Raw genomic sequence first — 23,598 nt, forward strand, 5'->3', positions numbered from 1 at the left:
ACCATGACCGGCACCGGCATTTTGCCGCCGCTGTTCGAACGCCTTGCCGCCAGCGAGGCGGATACCGTGCAGGCGTTCGATCGCCAGGCACTGTTGGAGTCGGTCCGTATCGAGTTGCTGCGTTTATTCAACACCCGTCGTGGCCAGCGCCCGCTGACCACGCCACCCAGCGTTATTGACTACGGCATCGCTGACTGGACTGCACTGCAGCAACAGCGCAGCGATGACCGTCGTCAACTGACGCGGCAGATTCGTGAAGCCATCGACGCCTTCGAACCACGCCTGCGACTCGGCACGGTCGACGTCACGCCGGTCCCCGAAAATCCGCAACAGCTGAGTATCAAGCTGCAAGGTGAGCTACGCAGCGGCAAGCAGCATTGGCCTGTCGCATTTGTCATCGAGAACGCCGGCGATGGCCTTGAGGTGCGCGATGAGCGACTCGATTGACCCGCAACTGCTCGATTACTACCAGCGAGAACTGACCTGGCTGCGCCACGCCGGGAGCATTTTCGCCGAACGCTACCCCAAGGTTGCCAGACGCCTGGAGCTGTCTCCCGGCGAATGCCCGGACCCACATGTCGAACGTTTGCTGGAAGGTTTCGCCTTGCTCGCGGCGCGCCTGCAACGGCGACTCGACGACGATTACGCCGAGTTCAGCGACGCGCTGCTGGAACAACTCTATCCGCTGACCATGCGGCCGCTGCCGTCCTGCGCCATCGTCCAGTTCGAACCGGATCCGAGCAAGGGCAACCTGGCCGGTGGTTACCCGCTGCCGCGCGATACGCCGTTGTACGTCACCACCCGCCACGGTGAGAGCATCCACTTTCGCACCAGTGCCGCCGTTCACCTCTGGCCGCTGGAAATCAACGAGGCCTTGCTGCTGGGAAGCGACGAAGCCCAGGCTCTGACCGGCGTCGCCCAGGCACGCTCGGCGCTGCGCCTGAGTCTGCGCTGCCTGGGCCAAAGCCAATGGGCGGAGCTCGGCATCGAGCAGTTGCGCCTGCACCTGGCGGCATCGCCGGTGATCAACGCAAAACTCTACGACTTGCTCGGCGCCCATGCGATTCAGCTCCTCGCCGGGCCGCCCGGCAGCACACCAAAAGCGCTGGCCGGGCTGCCGAAAATCGTCGGTTTCGCCAACGATGAGGTACTGCTACCCGATGAAGACGGTGTGCATCCGGGGATGCGTTTACTCGCCGAGTACTTTGCCTTTCCAGACAAATTCAGTTTTTTCGACGTGCCGCTGGCGGGTGCACTCAGCGACAGCCAGACGCTGTACCTGTACATCGTTTTCAACCAGGCCCCCGGCAGCCGTATGCACTTGCAGGCCAGCGATATCGCGCTCGGTTGCACGCCGGTGATCAACCTGTTCCCGCGAACTTCCGAGCCACTGCGCCCGGACGGCACTCGGAGCGAATACCGCCTGGTTGCCGACAGCCATCGGGAAAACAGCGTCGAAATCCACAGCATTCGCGCCCTGCGCGCCAGCACCTCGCAGGGCGTGCAGCGTGTGCCGGCGTATTACGGCAGCCAGCACGGCGGCAATCATCGCTGCTATTGGCACGCCCGGCGAATCAGCGGCATGACCCCAAACCGCTTGGGCACTGACCTGATGCTGAGCCTGGTGGACACCCAGCTCGACCCGTTTGAAGAGGTGACGGAACTGAGCCTGACCGCCGAGCTGCTTTGCACCAATCGACACCTGGCCCAGAGCCTGTCGGCCGGAACACCGCTGGGTTTCGAGCGGCCGGGGCCGGTCGCCTCGGCGCGCTTGCGTAATCCGCCGAGCCCGCAAAGCCTGCCGCGGCTGGACGGTGAATCGCGCTGGCGACTGGTATCGCAACTGACCCTCAATCATTTGTCATTGGTCGAAGGTCCGCAGGCGCTGGACGCACTCAAGGAAATCCTGTCACTGCATAACCTGCGTGACGAGGCCAGCGCCCTGCGGCAGATCGAAGGCCTGCTGAGCCTGAGCTGCGAGCGCGTCATTGCGCATGTCGGTGAAGACGCCTGGCGCGGCTGGCGCAATGGACTGGAGGTTCGCCTGCAACTCGATCCGCAGCATTTTGTCGGCACCAGCGCAGTGCTGTTTTCAGCGGTGCTGGCGCAGTTTTTCTCACTCTATGCCACGGCCAATCGCTTCGTGCGTACGGTGCTGGTTGAATCGGACAAGGAGATCAAGGCATGGCAACCCCAAGCCGGCATGCCGCTCTCCCTCTGAGCCTGAGCCAACGACTGCGCCGCGATCCTCAGGCGTTCGAGTTGTTGCAGGCCTTGTTGCTGCTCGAACGCGAGCATCCACAAGCCGAATCGCTGGGTAGCGGCACTGCACCGCAGGCTGAAGCGCTGCATCTGCGCGGCCCGCTGACGCCGTTGTTCGCCGCCAGCCAGGTTGAAAGCCTGACCGACGATAGCGACCTCAAACCGACCCTGACCACCCCGGTTTTCGGCCTCGGCGGGCCGGACGGCCCCCTGCCCTACGCCTATCAGGAATGGCTGCAACAACGTGCCCGCGCCAAGGATTATGCGCCCGCCGAGTTCCTCGATCTGTTCCAGCACCGACTGCTCAGCCTGCTCTACAAAGTGCTGCGCAAACACCGGATTGCCGTGGGCTTTTCAGTGCCTGGCGCAACACCGGTGCACGCTCAGTTGCGAGCGTTGACCGGCCTGCTGCCCAAGGCCCTGCACGATCGTCAGGCGATTCCCGATGCCGCCGTGCTGGCGTGCAGCGCGTTGTTTGCCGACGGGCGCCGTTCGCTCGCAGGCTTTGCCGCCATCGTGCGCGAACAGTTCGAATGGCCGGTTGAGCTCAGCGCCTATGAAGGTGCCTGGCGCGAGATTCCACCCGCCAGTCGCAGCCGCTTGCAGCCCGGTGGGCGCAACCTGCAACTGGGGCGCAGCGCCGTGGCCGGCACGCGGGTCTGGGACGAACATGCCGGCATCCGTCTGACCCTCGGCCCGCTGACATCCGCCCAGGCCGCCGCCTTCTTGCCGGACGGTGAAGCGCACGCGGCCTTGGCCAGCCTCAGTGCGCTGTATTTCGGTCCGGACCTGGAGTGCACACTGGTGCTGCTGGTGCGTGGCGCCAGCCCAATCAAACTCGGTCGTCAGTCACCACCACTGTTGAGCTGGAACGGCGGCCTGCAGCGCCAATCCAGCCTTGCCATGCAACGCATCGAAACTCGTCTTCGTCAGCTGGAGATCACCTGAACATGGAACTGGCCAGCCTGATCGGACGCCTCAACCCGGACAACCGCCGCGCCCTGGAACGGGCCGCCCAGCGTTGCCTGCAACGTGGTCATCATTACGTTGAAATCGAGCACCTGTTGCTTGAACTGCTGGAAATCGAGGGCGGTGACTTCGCCTACCTGCTGCCGCGCTTCGGCCTGGAACGCGATGCCTTGACGGCGGAAATCAACAAGGCCCTGGAATTGTTCAAGACCGGCAGCACCCGCACCCCGGCACTCTCGGCGCACACCATCGGCTTGCTGGAAGACGCCGTGGTGCAGGCCAGCGTGCTTGGCCTTGAGAGCATCCGTTCCGGCCTGTTGCTATTGGCGCTGCTCGACCGCGATGAACGCCGCAGCCTGTTGCTCAACAGTGCTTCGTCGCTGCTGCGCATTCCTCGGGATGCCCTGCGCAGCAATCTGCTGGAATGGACCGAAAGCTCCCGCGAGCACGTTGGCGCCGCCCGCTCGGTCGCCGCAACCGCCGGCAAACCGCAGCAGAAACAGGACTCGATACTTGATCAGTTCACCCAGGACCTGACCGCCGACGCGCATGCCGGGCGCATCGATCCCATCGTCGGGCGTGACGGCGAAATTCGCCAGTGCGTCGACATCCTGCTGCGCCGTCGCCAAAACAATCCGATCCTGGTTGGCGCGCCCGGCGTTGGCAAAACCGCAGTGGTCGAAGGCCTGGCCCTGCGCATCGCCGCCGGGGACGTACCGCCGTCGCTGCAAGAAGTCAGTCTGCGAGTCCTTGACCTTGGTCTGTTGCAGGCCGGCGCCGGGGTCAAAGGTGAATTCGAGCAGCGGCTCAAAGGGGTGATCGACGCCGTCCGTAGCGCGGAAAAACCGATCATCCTGTTCATCGACGAAGCCCACACCCTGATCGGTGCCGGCGGTGTCGAGGGTGGCAGCGACGCCGCCAACCTGCTCAAACCGGCGCTGGCCCGTGGTGAACTGCGGACCCTGGCTGCGACCACCTGGCTTGAGTACAAGAAATACTTCGAGAAAGACCCGGCCCTCGCCCGACGCTTCCAACTGGTACAGGTCGAAGAACCGGATGAAATCACTGCCGTGGAAATGCTCCGCGGGGTCGCCGCCAAACTCGAACAGCACCACGGCGTGCAGGTGCTGGATGCGGCGATTCATGAGGCGGTGAAACTGTCCCATCGCTACATCTCTGGCCGACAACTGCCGGACAAAGCCATCAGCGTGCTCGACACTGCCTGCGCGCGGGTCGCCCTCGGCCAACACGACGTACCGCCACCACTGGAAAGCCTGCGTCATCGCCAGCAAAGCCTCAAGGATGAAGTCGAGCGCCTGCGCCGCGAACAGGCCACCGGCCTCGATCACCGTGAGCGCATTACCGTGCTCGAGACCGAGTCCACCAGCAACGTGCAGGCCATTCGCGAACTGGAGATCCGCTGGAGCGAAGAACGCGTCGCCGTGCGCGAGCTGCTGGAAACCCGGCGCGAACTGCTGGCCTTGAGCGAACGCGCCGACAACGACAAACCGGACGACGTCACTGATGGACGCCTCGACCATCTGGCCGCCGAACTGCTGCGCCTGGAAGCCGGCCTCGACGCCATTCGCCAGGACGACCCGCTGGTGCCGGAGCAAGTCGATGCGAAAACCGTTGCGGCAGTGATTGCCGGCTGGACCGGCATCCCGGTGGGCAAGATGCTCGCCGACGAAGCCCACGCCGTGCGCACCCTCGGCCAGCGCATGAGCCAACGGGTGATGGGCCAACGCACCGCGCTGAACACCATCGCCCAACGCTTGCAGGCGTATCGCGCCGGCCTCACCGACCCGCAAAAACCGGTCGGGGTGTTCCTGCTGGTCGGCCCCACCGGCGTCGGCAAAACCGAAACCGCCTACGCCCTGGCCGATGCGCTGTATGGCGGCGAACGCAACCTGATCAGCATCAACCTCTCGGAATACCAGGAAGCCCACACCGTCAGCCAACTCAAAGGCGCCCCGCCCGGCTACGTCGGCTACGGCAGCGGCGGCGTGCTGACGGAAGCGGTGCGGCGCAAACCCTATTCCGTGGTGCTGCTGGACGAAATCGAAAAAGCCCACCCGGATGTGCTGGAGGCTTTTTACAACGTCTTCGACAAGGGCCTGATGGAAGACGGCACCGGCCTGGTGGTCGACTTCAAGAACACCGTGATGCTCGCCACCAGCAACGTCGGCGCCGAACTGCTGCTCGACACACCGACCGCGCACCTGGACAGCGATGCCTTCAGCGAAGCCCTGCACAACGTGCTGCTGAAAACCTTCCGCCCGGCGTTCCTGGCGCGCATGACCGTGGTGGCGTACCGGCCGTTGGATGAGGCGACGCTGGAAGGGATTGTGTTGGCGAAACTGGAGAAATTACGTGGCCGGTACAAAGCTGCGACCGGGAAACAGTTTGAGTTTGATGCCGGGATTGTGCAGGCGGTGTTGGCCAAGTGCAGCGCGGCGGGTGCTCGGGATGTCGAGAATGTGTTGATGACGCAGGTGACGGGGAAGTTGGCGGAGTGGGTGTTGGAATAGTTAACCTAATTTGCCTTGGGCATCCCGAAATACAAGTTATTTATGGATATAAATTCAGGAGTTCATATGCTATCTCCAAGAAAATTCGTCAATCGCCGCGACAAGGCCTATCACAACAACAGACTGAACAGCGTTCAACAACTGGACAAAGTCGCAAGCTATCTATTGGGACTTAACTATTCCGGGTACGCCTCACCAACACCAAAATCCCAAAGCTTAATCCAAATGGACTGCGTGGCTGTAGCCGTTGTCAACAATGAATGGTTAATAGCTTCCAACACCCAGCGAATTGGTGATGATGAAATTATCAGAATGGCCAACGAGTTGGGATTCGATATTGTATATGCACTAATCAAAAGAGGTAACGGTCACATGCACGCTGAAATGCAAATATTAGAAGAGCTTGCAGCGTCGAAATACAGCAGTGCAAACGTTTTCATCGGCGTTTCAAAACCCTGTTGTAAAAAATGCGCAGAATGGATTGTTCATGCAGGTGCAAAATACACTGCCCATCATGATTCAGATGTAGTTCACTGGGAGAAGCCCGACCTTAGTTAAAATAAACTGATTTTTTTGAAAGTACTGGATTGCAGAGACCAAGCTAAAAATTAAATCAGTTTCCATTCCACATCGCTTTCCAACATAAAATAAAAAAGGACAAAAATAATGCCTACAGTGGAAAAGGGGACTGATTTATTTTGGATCACCCTGCATGGGTGGCCTAAGCATGTGCAGATAAATCCGCCCCTTTTCTCTGTATTGATTAATCATCTGGTAGGTCAATCCCAGGAGTGCCCATGAGCTTTCTCTACCATTCCACTCATATCAACAATCTGGCGGGGATAAAGACCCAGGGTCTTGCACCGCCCAATAAACGGGCCGCAAGCTCTGTCGCGGGAGCCACCACCGCCGATCAGTTGGCCAATCAACTGAGTAAACAAAAGACATTCAACAAATTCAACTTCTTGTATTTGTTCAATAAGGGTGCCGACCTGGATCAGATACGGACCTATCCAGCCAGTGAACTGCCCCTTCCTAGCATGGTGATCACCGGTGAAATAAGGGCAGAGTCCAACTTCAACTATTCAGTGGACAAGGTCACCCTCGGCAACAAAGTAGAGCAAGGCTGCAAAGACTATCTGGACGCACTCAAGTCCCGCTCTGGCGCACTGACTTCAGTACCCAGCACGGTTTCAGGTGCAGCAGCGTCGAGCTCAAGCAGCAGCACATCGTTGCCTGTGCGCAACTCATCAATGTTCAAAACCCAGTGGGAGGGCCTGATCGCGGATTTTTCGACGACGCACCCTGGGCATTTTCTGTCCAAATTAGCCAGTTTCCAGCGCGAGTATTACTACCGTGCCGAGAACGCAATCACTTCCGAACACATCTACTTGTTCCAGTACAGTGCATTGAAGAAGTACTACTCCGGGTACGTCGATACGATTTCCGGTGGTGATCATCATCGGATCGCCATTCTTCGCCTGGATAACTCGGTGCTGAATGACAGTCAATCTGACCCCTCGCAGCCGGAAGGCCTGATTTCGAAAACTGTCGTTGCCGCTGAACACCTCAGCTATGTCATCGGACTGACCAAACTGCAAGTCACTAACTCCTCGGCAGACGCCATTGCACAGTTCGATGCCTTGCAATGGCTGCCACTGGCGCAGTACGCCCCGGCATCCGCTTCGGCAATACCCGCTACCGATGCCAGCAGCTCTTCGAGTACGGCGCCTCAGCCAGCCAGCCTGGGTGAAGAAGGTTAAGTTCGATGACCGGTACAAGCCGTTTCCAGCCGAGACCACCCGATGCCCCGCACAACTGATAGCAACACTACCCTCTCCCTCACCGCCACCTCGCTGTCGGCGCTTTATCCTGAGTCAATCTCCGGCGAAGAATCGCTTAACGCCCTGAGTTCGCAAACCCTCAACGGCCTCAACGACGGCGCGTCCCTCACCCTGGCCAGCGCCGTCGCCAGCCACATCACCACCACCCTGCACAACGACGCCCTGACCCGTCCGCTCGATGCACTGGTCGCCGAGATCCGCCAACTCCCCGCCGACGCGACTGCCGAGCGCTATCAACTGCTGCTACGTCCCTGGCTCTGGTGGCTGACCCTGGCCAGCAACAACCGAGTGTTCCAGAACCTCGCCACCTCGGACATCGTCACCACCATTTTCAAGGCCCACGGTTTCACCGATTTCCAGTTGAAGCTCACCGGCAGTTACACCCCACGCGAGTACTGTGTGCAGTACGGCGAAACCGATTTTGCCTTCGTTTCACGGTTGCTGGAGGAAGAAGGGATTTTCTGGTTTTTCACCCATGAAGACGGTAAGCACACGCTGATTCTGGGGGACAGTAACGATGCCTTCGTGCCCATCCCCAACGGGCCGAAGGTGACGTATCTCGGGCAACGAATGGGCGAGCGCGAATTACATGGCATCCGTTCCGGGCAAGTCTGTGTGCAGGCGGTGGCCGGGGTGTATCGGGCGACGGATTATGAGTTCACCACACCGACCACGTCCCTCTACGATCAGGCTGAAGCCGTGGCCGGGCCGCGCTCCATCTATGAGCATCCGGGTGGTTACAACGCCAAGGCCCGGGGCGATGCGCTGACCAAGCAGCGGGTGGACGGTTTGCGCAGTCAGGAAAAGCGCTTTGTCGGCGAGAGCGATTGCCGCTGGCTGGTACCGGGGCACTGGTTCACGCTGGCCGGTCACGATGATGCGACGCTGAATATCGATTGGGTGGTGACGGCGGTCACTCATGAGGCCAGTCACGACAGCTACCGCAACCGTTTCGAAGCCATCCCCAAAGCCACGCCTTATCGCCCGGCGCGGGTCACGCCCAAGCCACGGATGCATACGCAAACGGCGCTGGTGGTCGGCAAATCCGGCGAGGAAATCTGGACCGACCAATACGGCCGGATCAAGTTGCAGTTCCCCTGGGATCGTGACGGCAAGAATGACGAAAGCAGTTCCTGCTGGGTTCGCGTGGTGTTGCCGTGGAGTGGCAAGGGTTTTGGCATGCAGTTCGTGCCACGGATCGGTCAGGAGGTGATCGTGACCTTTATCGACGGCGACCCGGACCGGCCACTGGTCACCGGTTGCGTCTACAACGGTGACAACGCCCTGCCCTATGCGCTGCCAGCGAACCAGACCCAATCCGGAATCAAGACCAACTCATCCAAAGGTGGCGGCGGTTTCAACGAGTTGCGCTTCGAGGACAAGAAGGACGCCGAAGAGGTGTTTCTGCAGGCGCAGAAGGACTTCAAGATCAACGTACTCAACGACACCACCGCCAGCGTCGGCCATGATGAAATCCTCACGGTAAAGAACGCCCGCACCCGCACGGTCAAGGAAGGCGACGAGACCGTGACCCTGGAAAAAGGCAAACGCAGCGTGACGATCCAGACCGGCAGCGACAGCCTCGATGTCAAAGACAGCCGCACGGTGAAGGTCGGTGCCGATCAGAAGCACAGCACCGGCGGCAACTACGAACACAAGGTCACTGGCGATTACAGCCTGACGGTGGACGGTAACCTGACCATCAAGGTGAGCGGCACTCTCACACTGCAAAGCGGTGGCAGTTTCGCGATCAAGAGTGGCGCCGATCTGGCGGCCCAGGCCAGCACCTCGATCAGTCAGAAGGCCGGCACCTCCCTGAGCAATCAGGCCGGCACGGAGCTGACCAACAAGGCCGGCACTTCGCTGACCAATGATGCGGGGGTCAGCCTGACCAACAAGGGCGGCGCCGAACAGACCGTGGACGGCGGCGGCATGCTGACCATCAAGGGCGGACTGGTGAAGGTCAATTGAGGAGCGAGCGAGGATGCCATCGGAGAAACTGGAACTGGAACGTGGTGACAGCCGGCTCGACGGACGAATGCTCGACGGCCGGCTGGAAGGCCCGCTGCACATCAAGGAAGCCGGAAAGCCCCAGGCCGCCTTGAATTACAGCCAGGGCGAACTGCAAGGCAGGAGCCTGCTGTATCACCCCAATGGCAAGTTGTCGGCACAACTGCCTTTTGTGCATGACAAGTTAGAAGGTGTCGCGACGTTTTATGCGCCGCAAGGCTGGCTGCAACGCAAGGCCACGTATCGTCGGGGCCTGCTGCATGGTGAAGCCAGTAACTATTTTCCCGATGGGCAAGTGGCTGAAGTGGAGTATTACCGCGACGGTGTACGTGAAGGGGTTTACCAGCGTTTTCACCCTAACGGCAAACCCGCCGTCAACGCCCGCTACCTCAACGGCCAGTTGCTTGAACCTGAGCAAGGCTTTGCCAGCGATGGACGACCGTTGGATGCCGAGGGCAAACCGATCTCACGAATGCGCTGGTGGTATCGGCGTTGGGCCGATCCAACACAAGCCTGACGCTGCCCTGTAGCAGCAGGCTACGCCAGCTGCTACAGGGCAGCGGTGCTCTTGGGATCATGGGATCAGCATCTGCATCTGCCCCGGCATTGCGATCTTGATCACCCCGCCCCAGTTGCACATCAAGCTGCAGTTGGCATCGAGGGCAGGCATTCCCCCCAGCAACAGGGTCGGCGCTCCGGGCATCCACGGGGCAGCAGTGGCCGGAATGCAGGGCATCGGCGTCAGCACGCCGAGGGCGGCCGCCATGGCCGCGGCGACCATTGGGTTGGCCGGGCTCATGCACATGCCAAACGGCATGATGTTCAGCAGCGGAATGTGATCCATGATGTTCGCCGCCGGCATGCCCCCGGTCAGCGTGCGGTTCACCGGCAGCACGTTGAGCACCCCCGGCGCCGCACCGAAACTGCATTGCAGGGTCGCGGTGGCGCACACTTGCGGACAGCCCATGTCGAATCTCCTTCCTGGACGCGATGCTCCTCTGAACCATAGTCCGCCGAGCCTGTTCTCGCACATCAGGAACGCTGATTATCCGGCAACACGCTAACCTATAAGACCTTGCCGCGCTTGTGGCGCCCCCGGCACGCCATTAGATTAGTCAATGATGTCTGGCCTCCAAAATAAGCAGAAGGGATAAGCATGGCGCTTACTGACCAGTCCACCCGTATCCGCTCTGGCGAAGAACTGGATGCCAGCCTGATCGATCCGTACCTCAAGGCGCACATTCCGGGCCTGAGCGGGTTGCCACAGATCAGCCAGTTCCCCGGTGGCGCTTCGAACCTGACATACCTGCTCGAATACCCCGAGCAGGAGTTCGTGCTGCGTCGGCCGCCGTTTGGCCACAAGGCCAAGTCTGCCCACGACATGGGCCGTGAGTTCCGCATTCTCAATCAGCTCAAGGACGGTTTCCCGTATTGCCCGAAAGCCTACGTGCACTGCACCGACGAATCGGTGATCGGTGCCGAGTTCTATGTGATGGAACGGGTCAAGGGGATCATCCTGCGCTCCGAACTGCCAGCGGAACTGGGCCTCGACGCCGCTAAAACCGAAGCCCTGTGCAAGAGTTTCATCGACAAGTTCGTCGAACTGCACCGCGTTGATTACCAAGCCTGTGGCCTGGCCGACCTGGGCAAGCCGCAGGGTTATGTCGCGCGGCAGATTCGTGGCTGGAGCGAGCGCTACGAAAAAGCCCTGACACCCGACGCTCCGAGCTGGGAAGCGGTCAAGGCTTGGCTCAACGACAAGATGCCAGCCGACCATCCAACGTCGAGCATCGTCCACAACGACTACCGTTTCGACAACGTGATCCTCGACCCGAACAACCCGATGCAGATCATCGGCGTACTGGATTGGGAACTGACCACCCTCGGCGATCCGCTGATGGACCTGGGCAACACCCTCGCCTACTGGATCGAAGCGAGCGACCCGGCGCCGGTGCAACTGATGCGCCGTCAACCGAGCCACGCCCCCGGCATGCTGACCCGTCGCGAGTTCGTCGATTACTACGCCGAACGTTCGGGAATCCGGATCGACAACTTCGACTTCTACTACACCTACGGGCTGTTCCGCCTGGCCGGTATCGTGCAGCAGATCTATTACCGCTTCTTCCATGGCCAGACCCAGGACAAACGCTTCGCGCAGTTCATTCACATGAACAAGCTGCTGGAGCAGATGAGCCTGCAAGTCATCCAGAAATCCAGCCTCTGATCGCGCCCGGCGCCTGCCCACCTCAAGGAAAAACCATGTCCAAGACCCATTTGTTCGACCTCGACGGTAAAATCGCTTTCGTCTCCGGCGCCAGCCGTGGCATCGGTGAAGCGATCGCCAAACTACTGGCCCAGCAAGGCGCCCACGTGATCGTATCGAGTCGCAAACTCGACGGCTGCCAGCACGTGGCCGACGCGATCATCGCTGACGGCGGCAAAGCCACCGCTATCGCTTGCCACATCGGTGAAATGGAACAAATCACTCAAGTGTTCGCCAGTATTCGCGAACAATTCGGTCGCCTGGACATCCTGGTCAACAATGCCGCGACCAACCCGCAGTTCTGCAACGTGCTGGACACCGACCTCGGCGCCTTCCAGAAAACCGTCGACGTGAACATTCGCGGCTACTTCTTCATGTCGGTGGAAGCCGGCAAGCTGATGCGCGAAAACGGTGGTGGCAGCATCATCAACGTCGCCTCGATCAACGGCATTTCGCCGGGCATCTTCCAGGGCATCTACTCGGTGACCAAGGCGGCGGTGATCAACATGACCAAGGTCTTTGCCAAGGAGTGCGCGCAGTTCGGCATCCGCTGCAACGCCCTGCTGCCAGGCCTGACCGACACCAAATTTGCCTCGGCGCTGGTGAAAAACGACGCGATCCTGAAGACCGCGTTGCAACAGATTCCGCTCAAGCGTGTGGCGGATCCGAGTGAAATGGCTGGGGCAGTGCTTTATTTGGCGAGTGATGCGTCGAGTTATACGACTGGGGTTTCGCTGAATGTGGACGGTGGTTTCCTGTCCTGATTTTCTGTCTCCTGTGGCATAGGTATCTACATAAATGCAATGCAGGACTACTCCCGTAGCAGCTGCCGAGCCCGCGAGGCTGCGTTCGGCTCGGTCCGCGCTCGGGCGAAGCAGTCGTAAAATCAGAACGCGCGGTACATCAGACAGATCCCGCACACCGGGTTTACGACTGCTCCGCAGCCGAACGCAGCCTCGCGGGCTCGGCAGCTGCTACGGGAAAAGGGGCGCCCCCAGAATTTAGCGAATTTTAATTCCATTGTTTGCATTTAGAGAATATTTATTCCATAACTAGGCATCCTGAAAACAATAATCCAAAGGACCCTGTTATGCGCGAACTCGGAATCGGACTTATCGGCACAGGCTTCATGGGCCGTGCCCACGCCCTGGCCTTTCGCAATGTCAGCGCGGCGTTTGAACTGCCCTTCACGCTGCGCCTCGCCGCGCTTGCCGACGCCGATCCCGCTCGTGCACAAGCGTGTGCCACGGCCTGGGGCTTCGAACAGGCTCACAGTGACTGGCAACAGTTGATCGACGATCCCAAGGTCAACCTGATCGCCATCACCACACCGAACCATCTTCATTACCCGATGGCCATGGCTGCTATCGCCGCCGGCAAACCGCTGTACTGCGAAAAGCCACTGGCGGTCAGTCTTGAGCAGGCCAGTGCCATGCACCTGGCAGCCAAAACCGCTGGCGTGGTCACCCGCGTGGGCTACAACTACCAGCACAACCCGATCATTGGCTTAGCCCGCGAGCTGATTCGAAACGGCGAGCTGGGCGAGATCATCAGCTTTCAAGGCGAATTCAGCGAAGACTTCATGGCTGACCCGAACTCGCCATGGTCCTGGCGCTGCGAGGCCGAACATGCCGGCGGCGCGCTGGCGGACCTGGGCAGTCATTTGCTGGCCATGGCGCGCTATCTGGTGGGCGATGTCGAGGCAGTGTGTGCCGATACCCAAACGGTGCACCGCCAGCGTCCAGCCACGGCGGGCAGCCTGGAACAACGCAGCATTGCCATCGACGATCAGGCCCAAGCCCTGCTGCGCTTTGCCAACGGCGCGCGTGGCACCTTCAGCAGCAGTTGGCTCAAGCATGGCTACAAGAATCATCTGAGTTTCGAGATCAGCGGCACCAAGGGCACCCTGGCGTTCGATCAGGAGCGCTTGAATGAGTTGCGCCTGTGCCGCGCCGGCCAGGACGGTTTCCAGCGTTTACTGGCCGGACCGAACCTGCCCGGCTACGCGGCGTTTAGCCCTGCGCCAGGGCATCAACTGGGCTACAACGAGTTGAAGACGCTGGAAGTGCATGCGCTGATCATGGCCCTGGCCGGACAAGGCCAGGACGGCACGGATTTCGAGGAGGCCTGGGAAGTGGAGCGCTTGGCAGCGGCGATTCGGCTGGCAGCGCGGGAGCAGCGCTGGGTCAATATCAGGGAGGTCTGATCGCTCCAGCGCTGCGTCATGGCAACGCTCAGCGCACCAGGCGTAGTGCCAGCGCCTTGGCCTGGCTCGCCACGTCGGTCACTGCCGTGCTTTCCCACCACATTCCGCGCAGGGGTGGGCCCATGGCGAACAAGCGCTGGGCAACCTGCCCCTCGGCATCGATCACCGCCCCGCTCGGATCCGCTGCGATCCCCAGCGCCAATGGCCCCGGTTGTATCAAGCCGCGGGCCAGCAGTTGCTGCGGCAAAGGTCGGGCGACCCGGCGCCAGTCGTATTCGATGCCGCTGGAGTTGATCAGCGCATCGCCACTGACCACCGTCACTTCAGACTCACCGCGAAGACGAATGCGAATGCTCACCTGCCCCTCCCCCGAGGGTGCCAGGCCCTTGAACGACGCAGCCTGAATCCGCAGCCGTCCTTCCTGGTGCAAACGCGCCACCAGCTCCGCACTCAAGGGCGGCGAGCGATGATGATGACTTTCCCACCATGGCCGCACATGCCGCACAAACTGCCGGCGTTGCACATCCGTTGCCTGGCTCCAGAGCCGCCCGATATGCGCCTGCACGGTATCCAGCGGCGCCTGCCAGTCGATACCCTCCGCCATCGCCGCACGGCAATGGCGCCGCAGTTCATGCATCAGCTGACGCGGGCTGCGAATGTCGGGATCTTCGGCCAGAAAATCCACCCACGCCGGCGGTTGCCGACGCACATGCGGCAACAAGCCGTGACGGGAAAAAACCTCGATCGGCCCACGATGCCCGGCCTGCTCCAGTGACACCACCGCATCGACCATGGTCAGACCCGAACCGATGATCAACACCGTCGACTGCGGATCAAGCTGCGTCATGGCCGCCACATCCCAAGGATCGACGGCTGCAGCGTTCAAGCCACTGGACTCGGTTTGCGGGGTCCGCGCAGCCGGAAACAAGCCAGTCGCCAGCACCGCAAAAGCGCCGCGCAACCGCGAGCCATCACTCAAGGTCAGTAACGTGGCGTGTTCATCGGTTTGCAGGTCGAGCACTTCCCCGCGCACATGTTCGACGCTTGAGCCATAACCCGCGCCGACGGCCTGGGCTTCGGCCAACCGCTGCTGCACATACAGGCCGAACATGCCGCGAGGCGGGAACAACTCGGCGACCGGCACCGACTGCTGGCCCGACTCCGGCCAGCCGCCGTTCGCAATAAATGCCGTCAGCCATTGAGTCAGGTCATCGGGGTTGTCCGGGTCGACACCCATCCGCGCGGCGTTGCCGTTCAGCGTATGGCCCAGCTCAACCGCGCTGTAAGCCTCGCCCCGACCCAACTCGGCGCGGGGCTCAATCACCAGCACCTGACGCTTGCCGGGCAAACGCAGCAACTGCATGGCCAGTAACGCGCCGCTCAGGCCACCGCCGATGATCAGGATGTCGGCGTTGCGAATAATGTCTGTTGCCTGTCCGCCAGGGTTTTCAGTCATGCGGTTCTCACGGATCGAGGGGAATGTCTGAAATGTATCACTGGATGGTTATCGGGACCGATGATCTGTTTCAGAGCACCACATTGCGCACAAACCGCGTCGCCACTGCTCCATCGTTGCGATACGCGTGGGGCCGGTTACTGGCGAAGCTGATGAACTCACCCGTCGCAAGGCTGCGTTCCTCGTCCCCCAGCACCAGCGTCAGGCTGCYTTCAAACACATACAGCTGTTCACTCCAGCCATCGGCATCCGGCTCCGAAAGGTATTGCTCGCCCGGCTCCAGCCGCCACTCCCAGAGCTCGACTTCACGGCTTGCATTGGCCTTGGCCAACAACACGGCTTTACTGCCGGGGATCAATCCAGCCCACGCCAGTTCGTTGATGCGGCTTGGGTCACGCACTTCGGGGGCCTGGATCAAATCGCTGAAAGCCACGTCCAACGCCTCAGCCACCCGGTCGAGGGTGGTCAGGCTGACGTTTTTCTCACCCGCTTCGATGGCCACCAGCATCCGGCGGCTGACCCCGGATTTTTCCGCCAATGCGGTCTGGCTCAGCTCTGCGGCGTGGCGCAGGCGTCGGACGTTCTGGCTGACGTGTTGAAGGACGGAGGCCCGTTGGCCGGAATCTTTGTGCACTATATTGCTCACTTAGTGGGTTTGCGCAGTATACTGCCCAACTTCGGGCGCATTGTGCGTCCCCCTCAGGTAGTGCGCAAGGCCATGACGTCGGTGAATTCTTCCAAACCCTCTGCCTTTTTCTCACGGTTCAGCAAGGCTGAATGCGTGCTGGTGCTGATCACCATGGTCTGGGGCGGGACGTTCCTGCTGGTGCAGCATGCGATGACGGTCAGCGGGCCGATGTTTTTCGTCGGCCTGCGCTTCGCTGCAGCGGCGAGCATCGTCGCGCTGTTCTCCTGGCGCAGCCTGCGGGACCTGACCTTGTTTGAACTCAAGGCCGGCGTGTTCATTGGTGTAGCGATCATGCTCGGCTACGGCCTGCAAACCGTCGGTTTGCAGACCATCCTCAGCAGTCAGTCGGCGTTTATCACCGCGCTTTACGTGCCGTTCGTACCCTTGCTGCAATGGCTGGTGCTGGGACGTCGGCCGGGGTTGATGCCGAGTATCGGCATCATGTTGGCGTTTACCGGGTTGATGCTGCTTTCAGGCCCGGCCGGGGCGTCGTTGAATTTCAGCTCGGGGGAAATTGCCACGCTGATCAGCGCCGTCGCCATCGCTGCCGAAATCATTCTGATCGGCACCTATGCTGGCCGAGTCGACGTGCGTCGGGTCACCGTGGTGCAACTGGCAACCACTTCGGTACTGGCATTTTTGATGATCGTGCCGACTCAGGAAGCGCTTCCCGGTTTTTCCTGGGTGCTGCTGGCCAGCGCGGTGGGCCTGGGCGCTGCCAGCGCGGCGATACAGGTGGCGATGAACTGGGCGCAGAAAAGCGTTTCACCGACCCGCGCGACGCTGATCTACGCCGGCGAACCGGTCTGGGCTGGAATTGCCGGGCGCATCGCGGGCGAGAGGCTGCCGGGGCTGGCGCTGTTTGGTGCGGCGTTGATTGTCGCGGCGGTGATCGTTAGTGAACTGAAGACCAAGGGCAAGACTGCTGCGACTGAAGAAGAGTTGGAGCAGGAAGCACAAGGTTAAGGCGTGAAATCTGCAGCGCTTGAAAAATAGCTATCGCGAGCAGGCTCGCTCCCACATTTGGTGCGTACCCCTGTGAGAGCGGGCTTGCTCGCGAAGGGGCCAGAACGATCGGACACTGCCCTCTGAAACAATGTGAATCAGGCGTTTTCAGCCTACCTTGTAGGATCCTGCCACAGCTTGGCAGTTGGTGATCAGGGACTCGGCACGTATGATCCTTCACAAACTTTCGCAGATTAGAAGCCTATGTCCCTGATAGTTCTACTGCTTCTGCCTTTTATTGGCAGCTGTCTGGCGGCCTTGCTGCCGCACAACGCGCGTAATACCGAATCGATACTCGCTGGCCTGGTCGCCTTGATCGGCACCGTCCAGGTGGCGTTGCTGTATCCGCAAATCGCCCACGGTGGCGTGATTCGCGAAGAATTTTTCTGGCTACCGAGCCTGGGCTTGAATTTCGTCCTGCGCATGGACGGTTTCGCCTGGCTGTTCTCGATGCTGGTGCTGGGTATCGGCACGCTGGTTTCGCTGTACGCGCGGTATTACATGTCGCCGGACGACCCGGTGCCGCGCTTCTTTGCATTCTTCCTGGCGTTCATGGGCGCCATGCTCGGGCTGGTGATCTCCGGCAACCTGATTCAGATGGTGTTCTTCTGGGAGCTGACCAGCCTCTTCTCGTTCCTGTTGATCGGCTATTGGCACCACCGCGCCGATGCTCGCCGTGGCGCCTACATGGCGCTGATGGTGACCGGTGCCGGGGGTTTATGCCTGCTGGCGGGGGTGATGCTGCTCGGCCATGTCGTGGGCAGCTATGACCTGGACAAGGTCCTGGCCGCCGGCGATCTGATTCGCGCCCATGCGCTGTACCCCATCCTGCTGCCGCTGATCCTGATCGGCGCCTTGAGCAAAAGCGCCCAATTCCCCTTCCACTTCTGGCTTCCCCACGCCATGGCCGCACCGACACCGGTCTCGGCGTACCTGCACTCGGCGACCATGGTCAAGGCCGGGGTTTTCCTGTTGGCACGGCTGTGGCCGTCGCTGTCCGGCAGCGAAGAGTGGTTCTATATCGTCAGCGGGGCTGGCGCCTGTACGTTGTTGCTCGGCGCTTACTGCGCGATGTTCCAGAACGACCTCAAGGGCCTGCTGGCCTACTCGACCATCAGCCATCTGGGCCTGATCACCCTGTTGCTGGGCCTGAACAGCCCGCTGGCCGCCGTCGCGGCAGTGTTTCATATTCTCAACCATGCGACCTTCAAGGCCTCGCTGTTCATGGCTGCCGGGATCATCGACCACGAAAGCGGCACCCGCGACATACGCAAGCTCAATGGCCTGATCAAACTGATCCCGTTTACCGCGACCCTGGCGATGGTCGCCAGCGCCTCGATGGCCGGCGTGCCGTTGCTCAACGGTTTCCTTTCGAAAGAGATGTTCTTCGCCGAAACCGTGTTCATCAATGCCTCGGCCTGGATCGAAACGACCCTGCCGATCGTCGCGACCATCGCCGGTACGTTCAGCGTCGCCTACTCGCTGCGCTTTACCGTAGATGTGTTTTTCGGCCCGACCGCCACCGACCTGCCGCACACCCCGCACGAACCGCCGCGCTGGATGCGTGCACCAGTGGAGTTGCTGGTGTTCACCTGCCTGGTGGTCGGGATTTTCCCGGCCCAGGTGGTCGGCCCGCTACTCGCCGCCGCGGCCCTGCCGGTGGTGGGTGGAACCCTGCCCGAATACAGCCTGGCGATCTGGCACGGCTGGAACGCGCCGATGATCATGAGCCTGATCGCCATGTCCGCCGGTATCGTTGTGTACCTGCTGCTGCGCAATCCGCTCAAACGCGGACGGTTCGAATACCCGCCGATCATCGGTCGGCTCAACGGCAAGCGCCTGTTCGAATGCAGCCTGGTGGTGATGATGCGTCTGGCCCGGCGGCTGGAACGGCGACTCAGTACCAAGCGCCTGCAAACCCAATTGTTCCTGCTGGTGCTGGTAGCGGTGTTGGCGGGGTTGATTCCGCTGCTGCACAGCGGACTGAGCTGGGGCGAGCGGCCGAAGATCCCCGGCTCGATCGTCTTCGTCACACTCTGGTTGCTGGCGATTGCCTGCGCGTTGGGCGCCGCCTGGCAAGCCAAGTACCACCGACTCGCGGCCCTGACGATGGTCAGTGTCTGCGGCATGATGACCTGCGTCACCTTCGTCTGGTTCTCGGCGCCGGACCTGGCCCTGACCCAATTGGTGGTCGAGGTGGTGACCACCGTGCTGATCCTGCTTGGCCTGCGCTGGTTGCCACGGCGGATCGAAGAGGTCTCGCCACTGCCCAGCAGCGTGCCCAAGGCGCGGGCTCGCCGTTTGCGCGACTTGCTGCTGTCGAGCGCGGTCGGCATCGGCATGGCGCTGCTCGCCTACGCCATGCTGACCCGCCAGACACCGAACGATATTTCCTCGTTCTACCTCAGTCGCGCGTTGCCCGAAGGTGGCGGCAGCAACGTGGTGAACGTGATGCTGGTGGACTTCCGCGGCTTCGACACCCTCGGTGAAATCACCGTGCTGGTGGCCGTGGCGCTGGCCGTGTTCGCCCTGCTCCGACGCTTCCGCCCACCGAAGGAAAGCATGCAGCTGCCGGCACAACAACGCCTGCTGGCACCGGACGTGGTCACCGATCTGGTCAACCCGCGTCACGCCAGCGATACCGCGCTGGGCTTCATGATGGTCCCGGCGGTGCTGGTGCGGCTGTTGCTGCCGATTGCAGTGGTGGTGTCGTTCTACCTGTTCATGCGCGGGCACAATCAACCGGGCGGCGGATTTGTCGCCGGGCTGGTGATGTCGGTGGCGTTCATCCTGCAATACATGGTCGCCGGCACTCAGTGGGTCGAGGCGCAGATGAACCTGCGGCCGGTGCGCTGGATGGGCACCGGGCTGCTGTTCGCCACGCTCACCGGCCTCGGTGCGATGGTCGCCGGTTATCCGTTCCTGACCACCCACACCTGGCATTTCGGGCTGCCGCTGCTGGGCGAGATTCATATCGCCAGTGCGCTGTTTTTCGACATCGGCGTGTACGCGGTGGTGGTAGGTTCGACACTGCTGATCCTGACTGCCCTGGCGCACCAATCGGTGCGTGGCCACAAGCCGGGCAGCCAGCCTAAACCCATTGCCAAGCCAGGAGCTGCCTGATGGAAGAAGTCATCGCAATCGCCATTGGCGTACTGGCAGCCTCCGGGGTCTGGCTGGTGCTGCGCCCACGGACCTTTCAGGTCGTCATGGGCCTGTGCCTGCTGTCTTATGGGGTCAACCTGTTCATCTTCAGCATGGGCAGCCTGTTCATCGGCAAGGAGCCGATCATCAAGGACGGCGTGCCCCAGGACTTGCTGCATTACACCGATCCGCTGCCTCAGGCACTGGTGCTCACCGCCATCGTCATCAGCTTCGCCATGACCGCATTGTTCCTGGTGGTGCTGCTGGCGTCCCGGGGCCTGACCGGTACCGACCACGTCGATGGCCGGGAGCCTAAAGAATGAGCTGGATGCCCCATCTGATCGCTGCACCGATTCTGCTGCCGTTGCTGACGGCGGCGCTGATGCTGATGCTCGGCGAAAAACACCGCCCGCTCAAAGCCCGGATCAACCTGTTTTCCAGCCTGTTGGGCCTGGGGATTTCCGTGCTGTTGCTGCAGTGGACCCAGGCGCAAGGCGTGCCCGGCTCCATCGGCGTGTACCTGCCGGGCAACTGGCAGGCACCGTTCGGTATCGTGCTGGTGGTCGATCGCCTGTCGGCGCTGATGCTGGTGCTGACCGGGATCATCGGCGTCAGCGCCCTGCTGTTCGCCATGGCCCGCTGGGACAGTGCCGGCGCAAGTTTCCACGCGCTGTTCCAGATTCAACTGATGGGCCTCTACGGGGCCTTCCTGACCGCCGACCTGTTCAACCTCTTCGTGTTTTTCGAAGTGCTGCTGGCGGCGTCTTACGGCTTGATGCTGCACGGTTCGGGGCGCGCCCGGGTGTCGTCGGGCCTGCATTACATTTCGATCAACCTGCTGGCCTCGTCGCTGTTCCTGATTGGCGCGGCGCTGATCTATGGCGTCACCGGCACCCTGAACATGGCCGATCTGGCGCAGAAGATCCCGCTGGTGCCGGAAGCCGATCGCGGCTTGCTGCATGCCGGCGCGGCGATTCTGGCCGTGGCGTTCCTGGCGAAGGCCGGGATGTGGCCGCTGAACTTCTGGCTGGCTCCAGCCTACTCCTCGGCCAGTGCGCCGGTGGCGGCGCTGTTCGCGATCATGACCAAGGTCGGCGTCTACACCTTGCTGCGTCTGTGGACCCTGCTGTTCTCCGGCCAGGCCGGTGCGTCGGCATACTTTGGCGGCGACTGGCTGACCTACGGCGGCATGGCGACGATTATCTGCGCGGCATTGGCGATCCTCGCCACGCAGCGACTGGAGCGCATGGCCAGCCTGAGCATCATGGTGTCGGCGGGCATCCTGTTGTCGGCCATCGGTTTTGCCCAGCCGAGCCTGATCGGCGCGGCGCTGTTCTATCTGGTCAGCTCGACCCTGGCGCTGAGCGCGCTGTTCCTGCTGGCGGAGCTGATCGAACGTTCGCGCACGGCCATCGAGATGCCGCTGGACGATGAAGTCGAAGTACCGCCGCGACCGCTGGAATCCTCACCGCCGACCAAGGGCACCAACCTCGACGACGATCAGAAAGCCGTGGTCGGCCAGGTGATTCCCTGGACGATGGCCTTCCTTGGCTTGAGCTTCATTGCCTGTGCATTGCTGATCGTCGGCATGCCGCCGCTCTCCGGGTTCATCGGCAAACTCGGCTTGCTCAGCGCCCTGCTCAACCCGTTGGGCCTCGGCGCCTCGGGCGAGCAGCCGATATCAAACGCGGCGTGGAGCCTGCTGGCGCTGTTGATCCTGTCCGGGCTGGCTTCGTTGATCGCCTTCTCGCGCCTGGGCATCCAGCGTTTCTGGACGCCCGCAGAACGCCCTTCACCGGTGCTGCGACGCCTGGAATGCGTGCCGATTTTTGCCCTATTGGCCTTGAGCATCGCGTTGACCTTCAAGGCCGAACCGCTGATGCGTTACACCCAGGCGGCCGCCGACACCTTGAACAATCCGCAGCAATACGTGACTGCGGTACTCGGCACCCGCGCCGTACCAAACCCCGAAGCCAAGGCTGCGATGCAGGAGGTGCAACCATGAAGCGTCTGTTTCCTGCCCCCTGGTTGTCGTTGGCCCTTTGGGTGCTGTGGCTGGTGCTGAACCAGTCCATCAGCCCCGGCAACCTGCTACTGGGCGCGATACTGGGTTTTTGCGCGCCACTGATGATGCGCAAGCTGCGACCGTTGCCGATCCGCATTCGTCGTCCCGGAGTAATCCTGCGCCTGATCTTCCTGGTCGGCTGTGACGTGTTGGCGTCCAACCTCGCCGTCGCCTGGGGCGTGTTGAACGCCGGTCGACGGCCGCCACACTCGACGTTCATCAAGGTGCCGCTGGACCTGCGTGACGCCAACGGCCTCGCGGCGCTGTCGATGATCACCACGGTGATTCCCGGTACAGTCTGGTCGGAGCTGGCGCTGGATCGCAGCATTCTGCTGTTGCATGTGTTCGATCTGGATGACGAAGCGCACTTCATCCAGCACTTCAAGGCGACTTATGAGCGCCCCTTGATGGAGATTTTCGAATGAGCACCCTGCTTTCGAATGCGGTCCTGTTCAGCCTGTTCATTTTTTCGCTGGCGATGGGACTGACGCTGATTCGCCTGTTCAAAGGTCCATCGGCACAGGACCGGGTTCTGGCGCTGGATTACCTGTACATCCTCGCCATGCTGATGATGCTGGTGCTGGGGGTCCGCTATGCCAGTGACACCTACTTCGAAGCGGCGCTGCTGATCGCACTGTTCGGCTTCGTCGGTTCGTTTGCCCTGGCAAAATTCCTGCTGCGTGGCGAGGTGATCGAATGAATGAGTTGGGTCAGTTGTCTTTGTGGGTCGAGATCCCGGTGGCGATCCTGCTGGTCGCCAGCAGCCTGTTCGCGTTGATCGGCGCCATCGGCCTGCTGCGTTTGAAGGACTACTTCCAGCGCATGCACCCGCCGGCGTTGGCCTCGACCCTGGGCGCCTGGTGCGTGGCACTGGCGTCGATCATCTTTTTCTCGGCGCTCCAGTCGAGCCCGGTGTTGCACGCCTGGCTGATCCCGATACTGCTGTCGATCACCATGCCGGTCACCACCCTGCTGCTGGCGCGTGCGGCGCTATTTCGTAAACGCATGGCCGGGGATGATGTGCCGGCTGAGGTCAGCAGTCGGCGGACTGAAAGTGGTCGATGATTGCAAAGGGTTGTGGTGAATGGAAAGGCCTCATCGCGAGCAGGCTCGCTCCCACATTAGATCTTCAGTGAACACAACATTCGTGTACAC

21 protein-coding genes are annotated in these 23,598 nt (G+C 61.3%); 18 read left to right on the forward strand and 3 right to left on the reverse strand.

All coding sequences use genetic code 11. The features are described 5' to 3' along the window. The first annotated feature begins 3 nt into the window (after nucleotides 1-3). The 8 genes from tssE (at nucleotide 4) to AC1DIH_RS15315 (ending at nucleotide 10,133) form a co-directional block, all read left to right on the forward strand. A complete protein-coding gene (gene tssE / locus AC1DIH_RS15280; RefSeq protein WP_477772292.1) occupies nucleotides 4-447 on the forward strand; it encodes a type VI secretion system baseplate subunit TssE in 444 nt (147 codons plus the stop codon). Next, the gene (tssF, locus tag AC1DIH_RS15285) at nucleotides 431-2,221 is read left to right on the forward strand and encodes a type VI secretion system baseplate subunit TssF (protein WP_477772293.1); all 1,791 of its coding nucleotides are present in this window, start codon (nucleotides 431-433) and stop codon (nucleotides 2,219-2,221) included. Before tssE ends, tssF begins: the two co-directional genes overlap by 17 nt. Beyond that, nucleotides 2,185-3,210 (forward strand): type VI secretion system baseplate subunit TssG, encoded by a 1,026-nt coding sequence (tssG, locus tag AC1DIH_RS15290; RefSeq protein ID WP_477772294.1) that lies wholly within the window; start codon nucleotides 2,185-2,187, stop codon nucleotides 3,208-3,210. Before tssF ends, tssG begins: the two co-directional genes overlap by 37 nt. 2 nt (nucleotides 3,211-3,212) lie before the next feature. Further along, nucleotides 3,213-5,762, forward strand: coding sequence for a type VI secretion system ATPase TssH (gene tssH, locus AC1DIH_RS15295; RefSeq protein ID WP_477772295.1), 2,550 nt, complete (start codon nucleotides 3,213-3,215; stop codon nucleotides 5,760-5,762). Nucleotides 5,763-5,828: 66 nt separating this feature from the next. Further along, nucleotides 5,829-6,320 (forward strand): nucleic acid/nucleotide deaminase domain-containing protein, encoded by a 492-nt coding sequence (locus AC1DIH_RS15300; RefSeq protein WP_477772296.1) that lies wholly within the window; start codon nucleotides 5,829-5,831, stop codon nucleotides 6,318-6,320. Nucleotides 6,321-6,559: 239 nt separating this feature from the next. Then, nucleotides 6,560-7,525 carry a hypothetical protein gene (locus AC1DIH_RS15305; RefSeq protein ID WP_477772297.1) on the forward strand — a complete coding sequence of 322 codons (966 nt, stop codon included), beginning with the start codon at nucleotides 6,560-6,562 and terminating at the stop codon, nucleotides 7,523-7,525. Between the two features lie 42 nt (nucleotides 7,526-7,567). Beyond that, nucleotides 7,568-9,577: a type VI secretion system Vgr family protein gene (locus tag AC1DIH_RS15310; protein ID WP_477772298.1), complete on the forward strand. Its 2,010-nt coding sequence runs from the start codon at nucleotides 7,568-7,570 to the stop codon at nucleotides 9,575-9,577. A 13-nt stretch (nucleotides 9,578-9,590) separates the two neighbouring features. Next, on the forward strand, nucleotides 9,591-10,133 hold the full coding sequence (locus AC1DIH_RS15315) for a toxin-antitoxin system YwqK family antitoxin (protein ID WP_477772299.1): 543 nt from the start codon (nucleotides 9,591-9,593) through the stop codon (nucleotides 10,131-10,133). A 57-nt stretch (nucleotides 10,134-10,190) separates the two neighbouring features. Here AC1DIH_RS15315 and AC1DIH_RS15320 read toward each other — a convergent pair whose 3' ends face one another. Further along, on the reverse strand, nucleotides 10,191-10,583 hold the full coding sequence (locus tag AC1DIH_RS15320) for a DUF4280 domain-containing protein (RefSeq protein WP_477772300.1): 393 nt from the start codon (nucleotides 10,581-10,583) through the stop codon (nucleotides 10,191-10,193). Between the two features lie 189 nt (nucleotides 10,584-10,772). On the opposite strand from AC1DIH_RS15320, the gene AC1DIH_RS15325 reads away from it, so the two are divergent. From AC1DIH_RS15325 to AC1DIH_RS15335, 3 genes are all read left to right on the forward strand, one after another. After that, a complete protein-coding gene (locus AC1DIH_RS15325) occupies nucleotides 10,773-11,840 on the forward strand; it encodes a phosphotransferase family protein (protein ID WP_477772301.1) in 1,068 nt (355 codons plus the stop codon). A 35-nt stretch (nucleotides 11,841-11,875) separates the two neighbouring features. Further along, on the forward strand, nucleotides 11,876-12,643 hold the full coding sequence (locus AC1DIH_RS15330; RefSeq protein ID WP_477772302.1) for an SDR family oxidoreductase: 768 nt from the start codon (nucleotides 11,876-11,878) through the stop codon (nucleotides 12,641-12,643). Between the two features lie 326 nt (nucleotides 12,644-12,969). Next, nucleotides 12,970-14,085 (forward strand): Gfo/Idh/MocA family protein, encoded by a 1,116-nt coding sequence (locus AC1DIH_RS15335; RefSeq protein ID WP_477772303.1) that lies wholly within the window; start codon nucleotides 12,970-12,972, stop codon nucleotides 14,083-14,085. 28 nt (nucleotides 14,086-14,113) lie between these two features. Here the strand turns inward: AC1DIH_RS15335 and AC1DIH_RS15340 are convergent, their stop codons facing one another. Beyond that, entirely contained in the window at nucleotides 14,114-15,541 is a 1,428-nt protein-coding gene (locus AC1DIH_RS15340; protein WP_477772304.1) for an FAD/NAD(P)-binding protein, read from the reverse strand. A gap of 70 nt (nucleotides 15,542-15,611) precedes the next feature. Beyond that, nucleotides 15,612-16,175: a helix-turn-helix domain-containing protein gene (locus AC1DIH_RS15345; RefSeq protein WP_477772305.1), complete on the reverse strand. Its 564-nt coding sequence runs from the start codon at nucleotides 16,173-16,175 to the stop codon at nucleotides 15,612-15,614. Between AC1DIH_RS15345 and AC1DIH_RS15350 the strand changes: the two genes are divergently transcribed. From AC1DIH_RS15350 to AC1DIH_RS15380, 7 genes are all read left to right on the forward strand, one after another. Further along, nucleotides 16,170-17,195, forward strand: a complete 1,026-nt coding sequence (locus AC1DIH_RS15350; protein ID WP_477772306.1) for a DMT family transporter — start codon at nucleotides 16,170-16,172, stop codon at nucleotides 17,193-17,195. The genes AC1DIH_RS15345 and AC1DIH_RS15350 overlap by 6 nt on opposite strands. A gap of 243 nt (nucleotides 17,196-17,438) precedes the next feature. Beyond that, on the forward strand, nucleotides 17,439-20,357 hold the full coding sequence (locus AC1DIH_RS15355; RefSeq protein WP_477772307.1) for a monovalent cation/H+ antiporter subunit A: 2,919 nt from the start codon (nucleotides 17,439-17,441) through the stop codon (nucleotides 20,355-20,357). Beyond that, nucleotides 20,357-20,701: a Na+/H+ antiporter subunit C gene (locus tag AC1DIH_RS15360; protein WP_003202835.1), complete on the forward strand. Its 345-nt coding sequence runs from the start codon at nucleotides 20,357-20,359 to the stop codon at nucleotides 20,699-20,701. Before AC1DIH_RS15355 ends, AC1DIH_RS15360 begins: the two co-directional genes overlap by 1 nt. Continuing rightward, nucleotides 20,698-22,383 carry a monovalent cation/H+ antiporter subunit D gene (locus AC1DIH_RS15365; protein WP_477772308.1) on the forward strand — a complete coding sequence of 562 codons (1,686 nt, stop codon included), beginning with the start codon at nucleotides 20,698-20,700 and terminating at the stop codon, nucleotides 22,381-22,383. Before AC1DIH_RS15360 ends, AC1DIH_RS15365 begins: the two co-directional genes overlap by 4 nt. Next, entirely contained in the window at nucleotides 22,380-22,868 is a 489-nt protein-coding gene (locus AC1DIH_RS15370; protein ID WP_477772309.1) for a Na+/H+ antiporter subunit E, read from the forward strand. Before AC1DIH_RS15365 ends, AC1DIH_RS15370 begins: the two co-directional genes overlap by 4 nt. Next, nucleotides 22,865-23,143, forward strand: coding sequence for a K+/H+ antiporter subunit F (locus AC1DIH_RS15375; RefSeq protein WP_477772310.1), 279 nt, complete (start codon nucleotides 22,865-22,867; stop codon nucleotides 23,141-23,143). Before AC1DIH_RS15370 ends, AC1DIH_RS15375 begins: the two co-directional genes overlap by 4 nt. Continuing rightward, nucleotides 23,140-23,508 carry a Na+/H+ antiporter subunit G gene (locus AC1DIH_RS15380; RefSeq protein ID WP_427530783.1) on the forward strand — a complete coding sequence of 123 codons (369 nt, stop codon included), beginning with the start codon at nucleotides 23,140-23,142 and terminating at the stop codon, nucleotides 23,506-23,508. The genes AC1DIH_RS15375 and AC1DIH_RS15380 overlap by 4 nt, the downstream gene beginning before the upstream one ends. The last annotated feature ends 90 nt before the right edge of the window (nucleotides 23,509-23,598 follow it).

The organism is Pseudomonas sp. 05N36 (genome assembly GCF_056397385.1).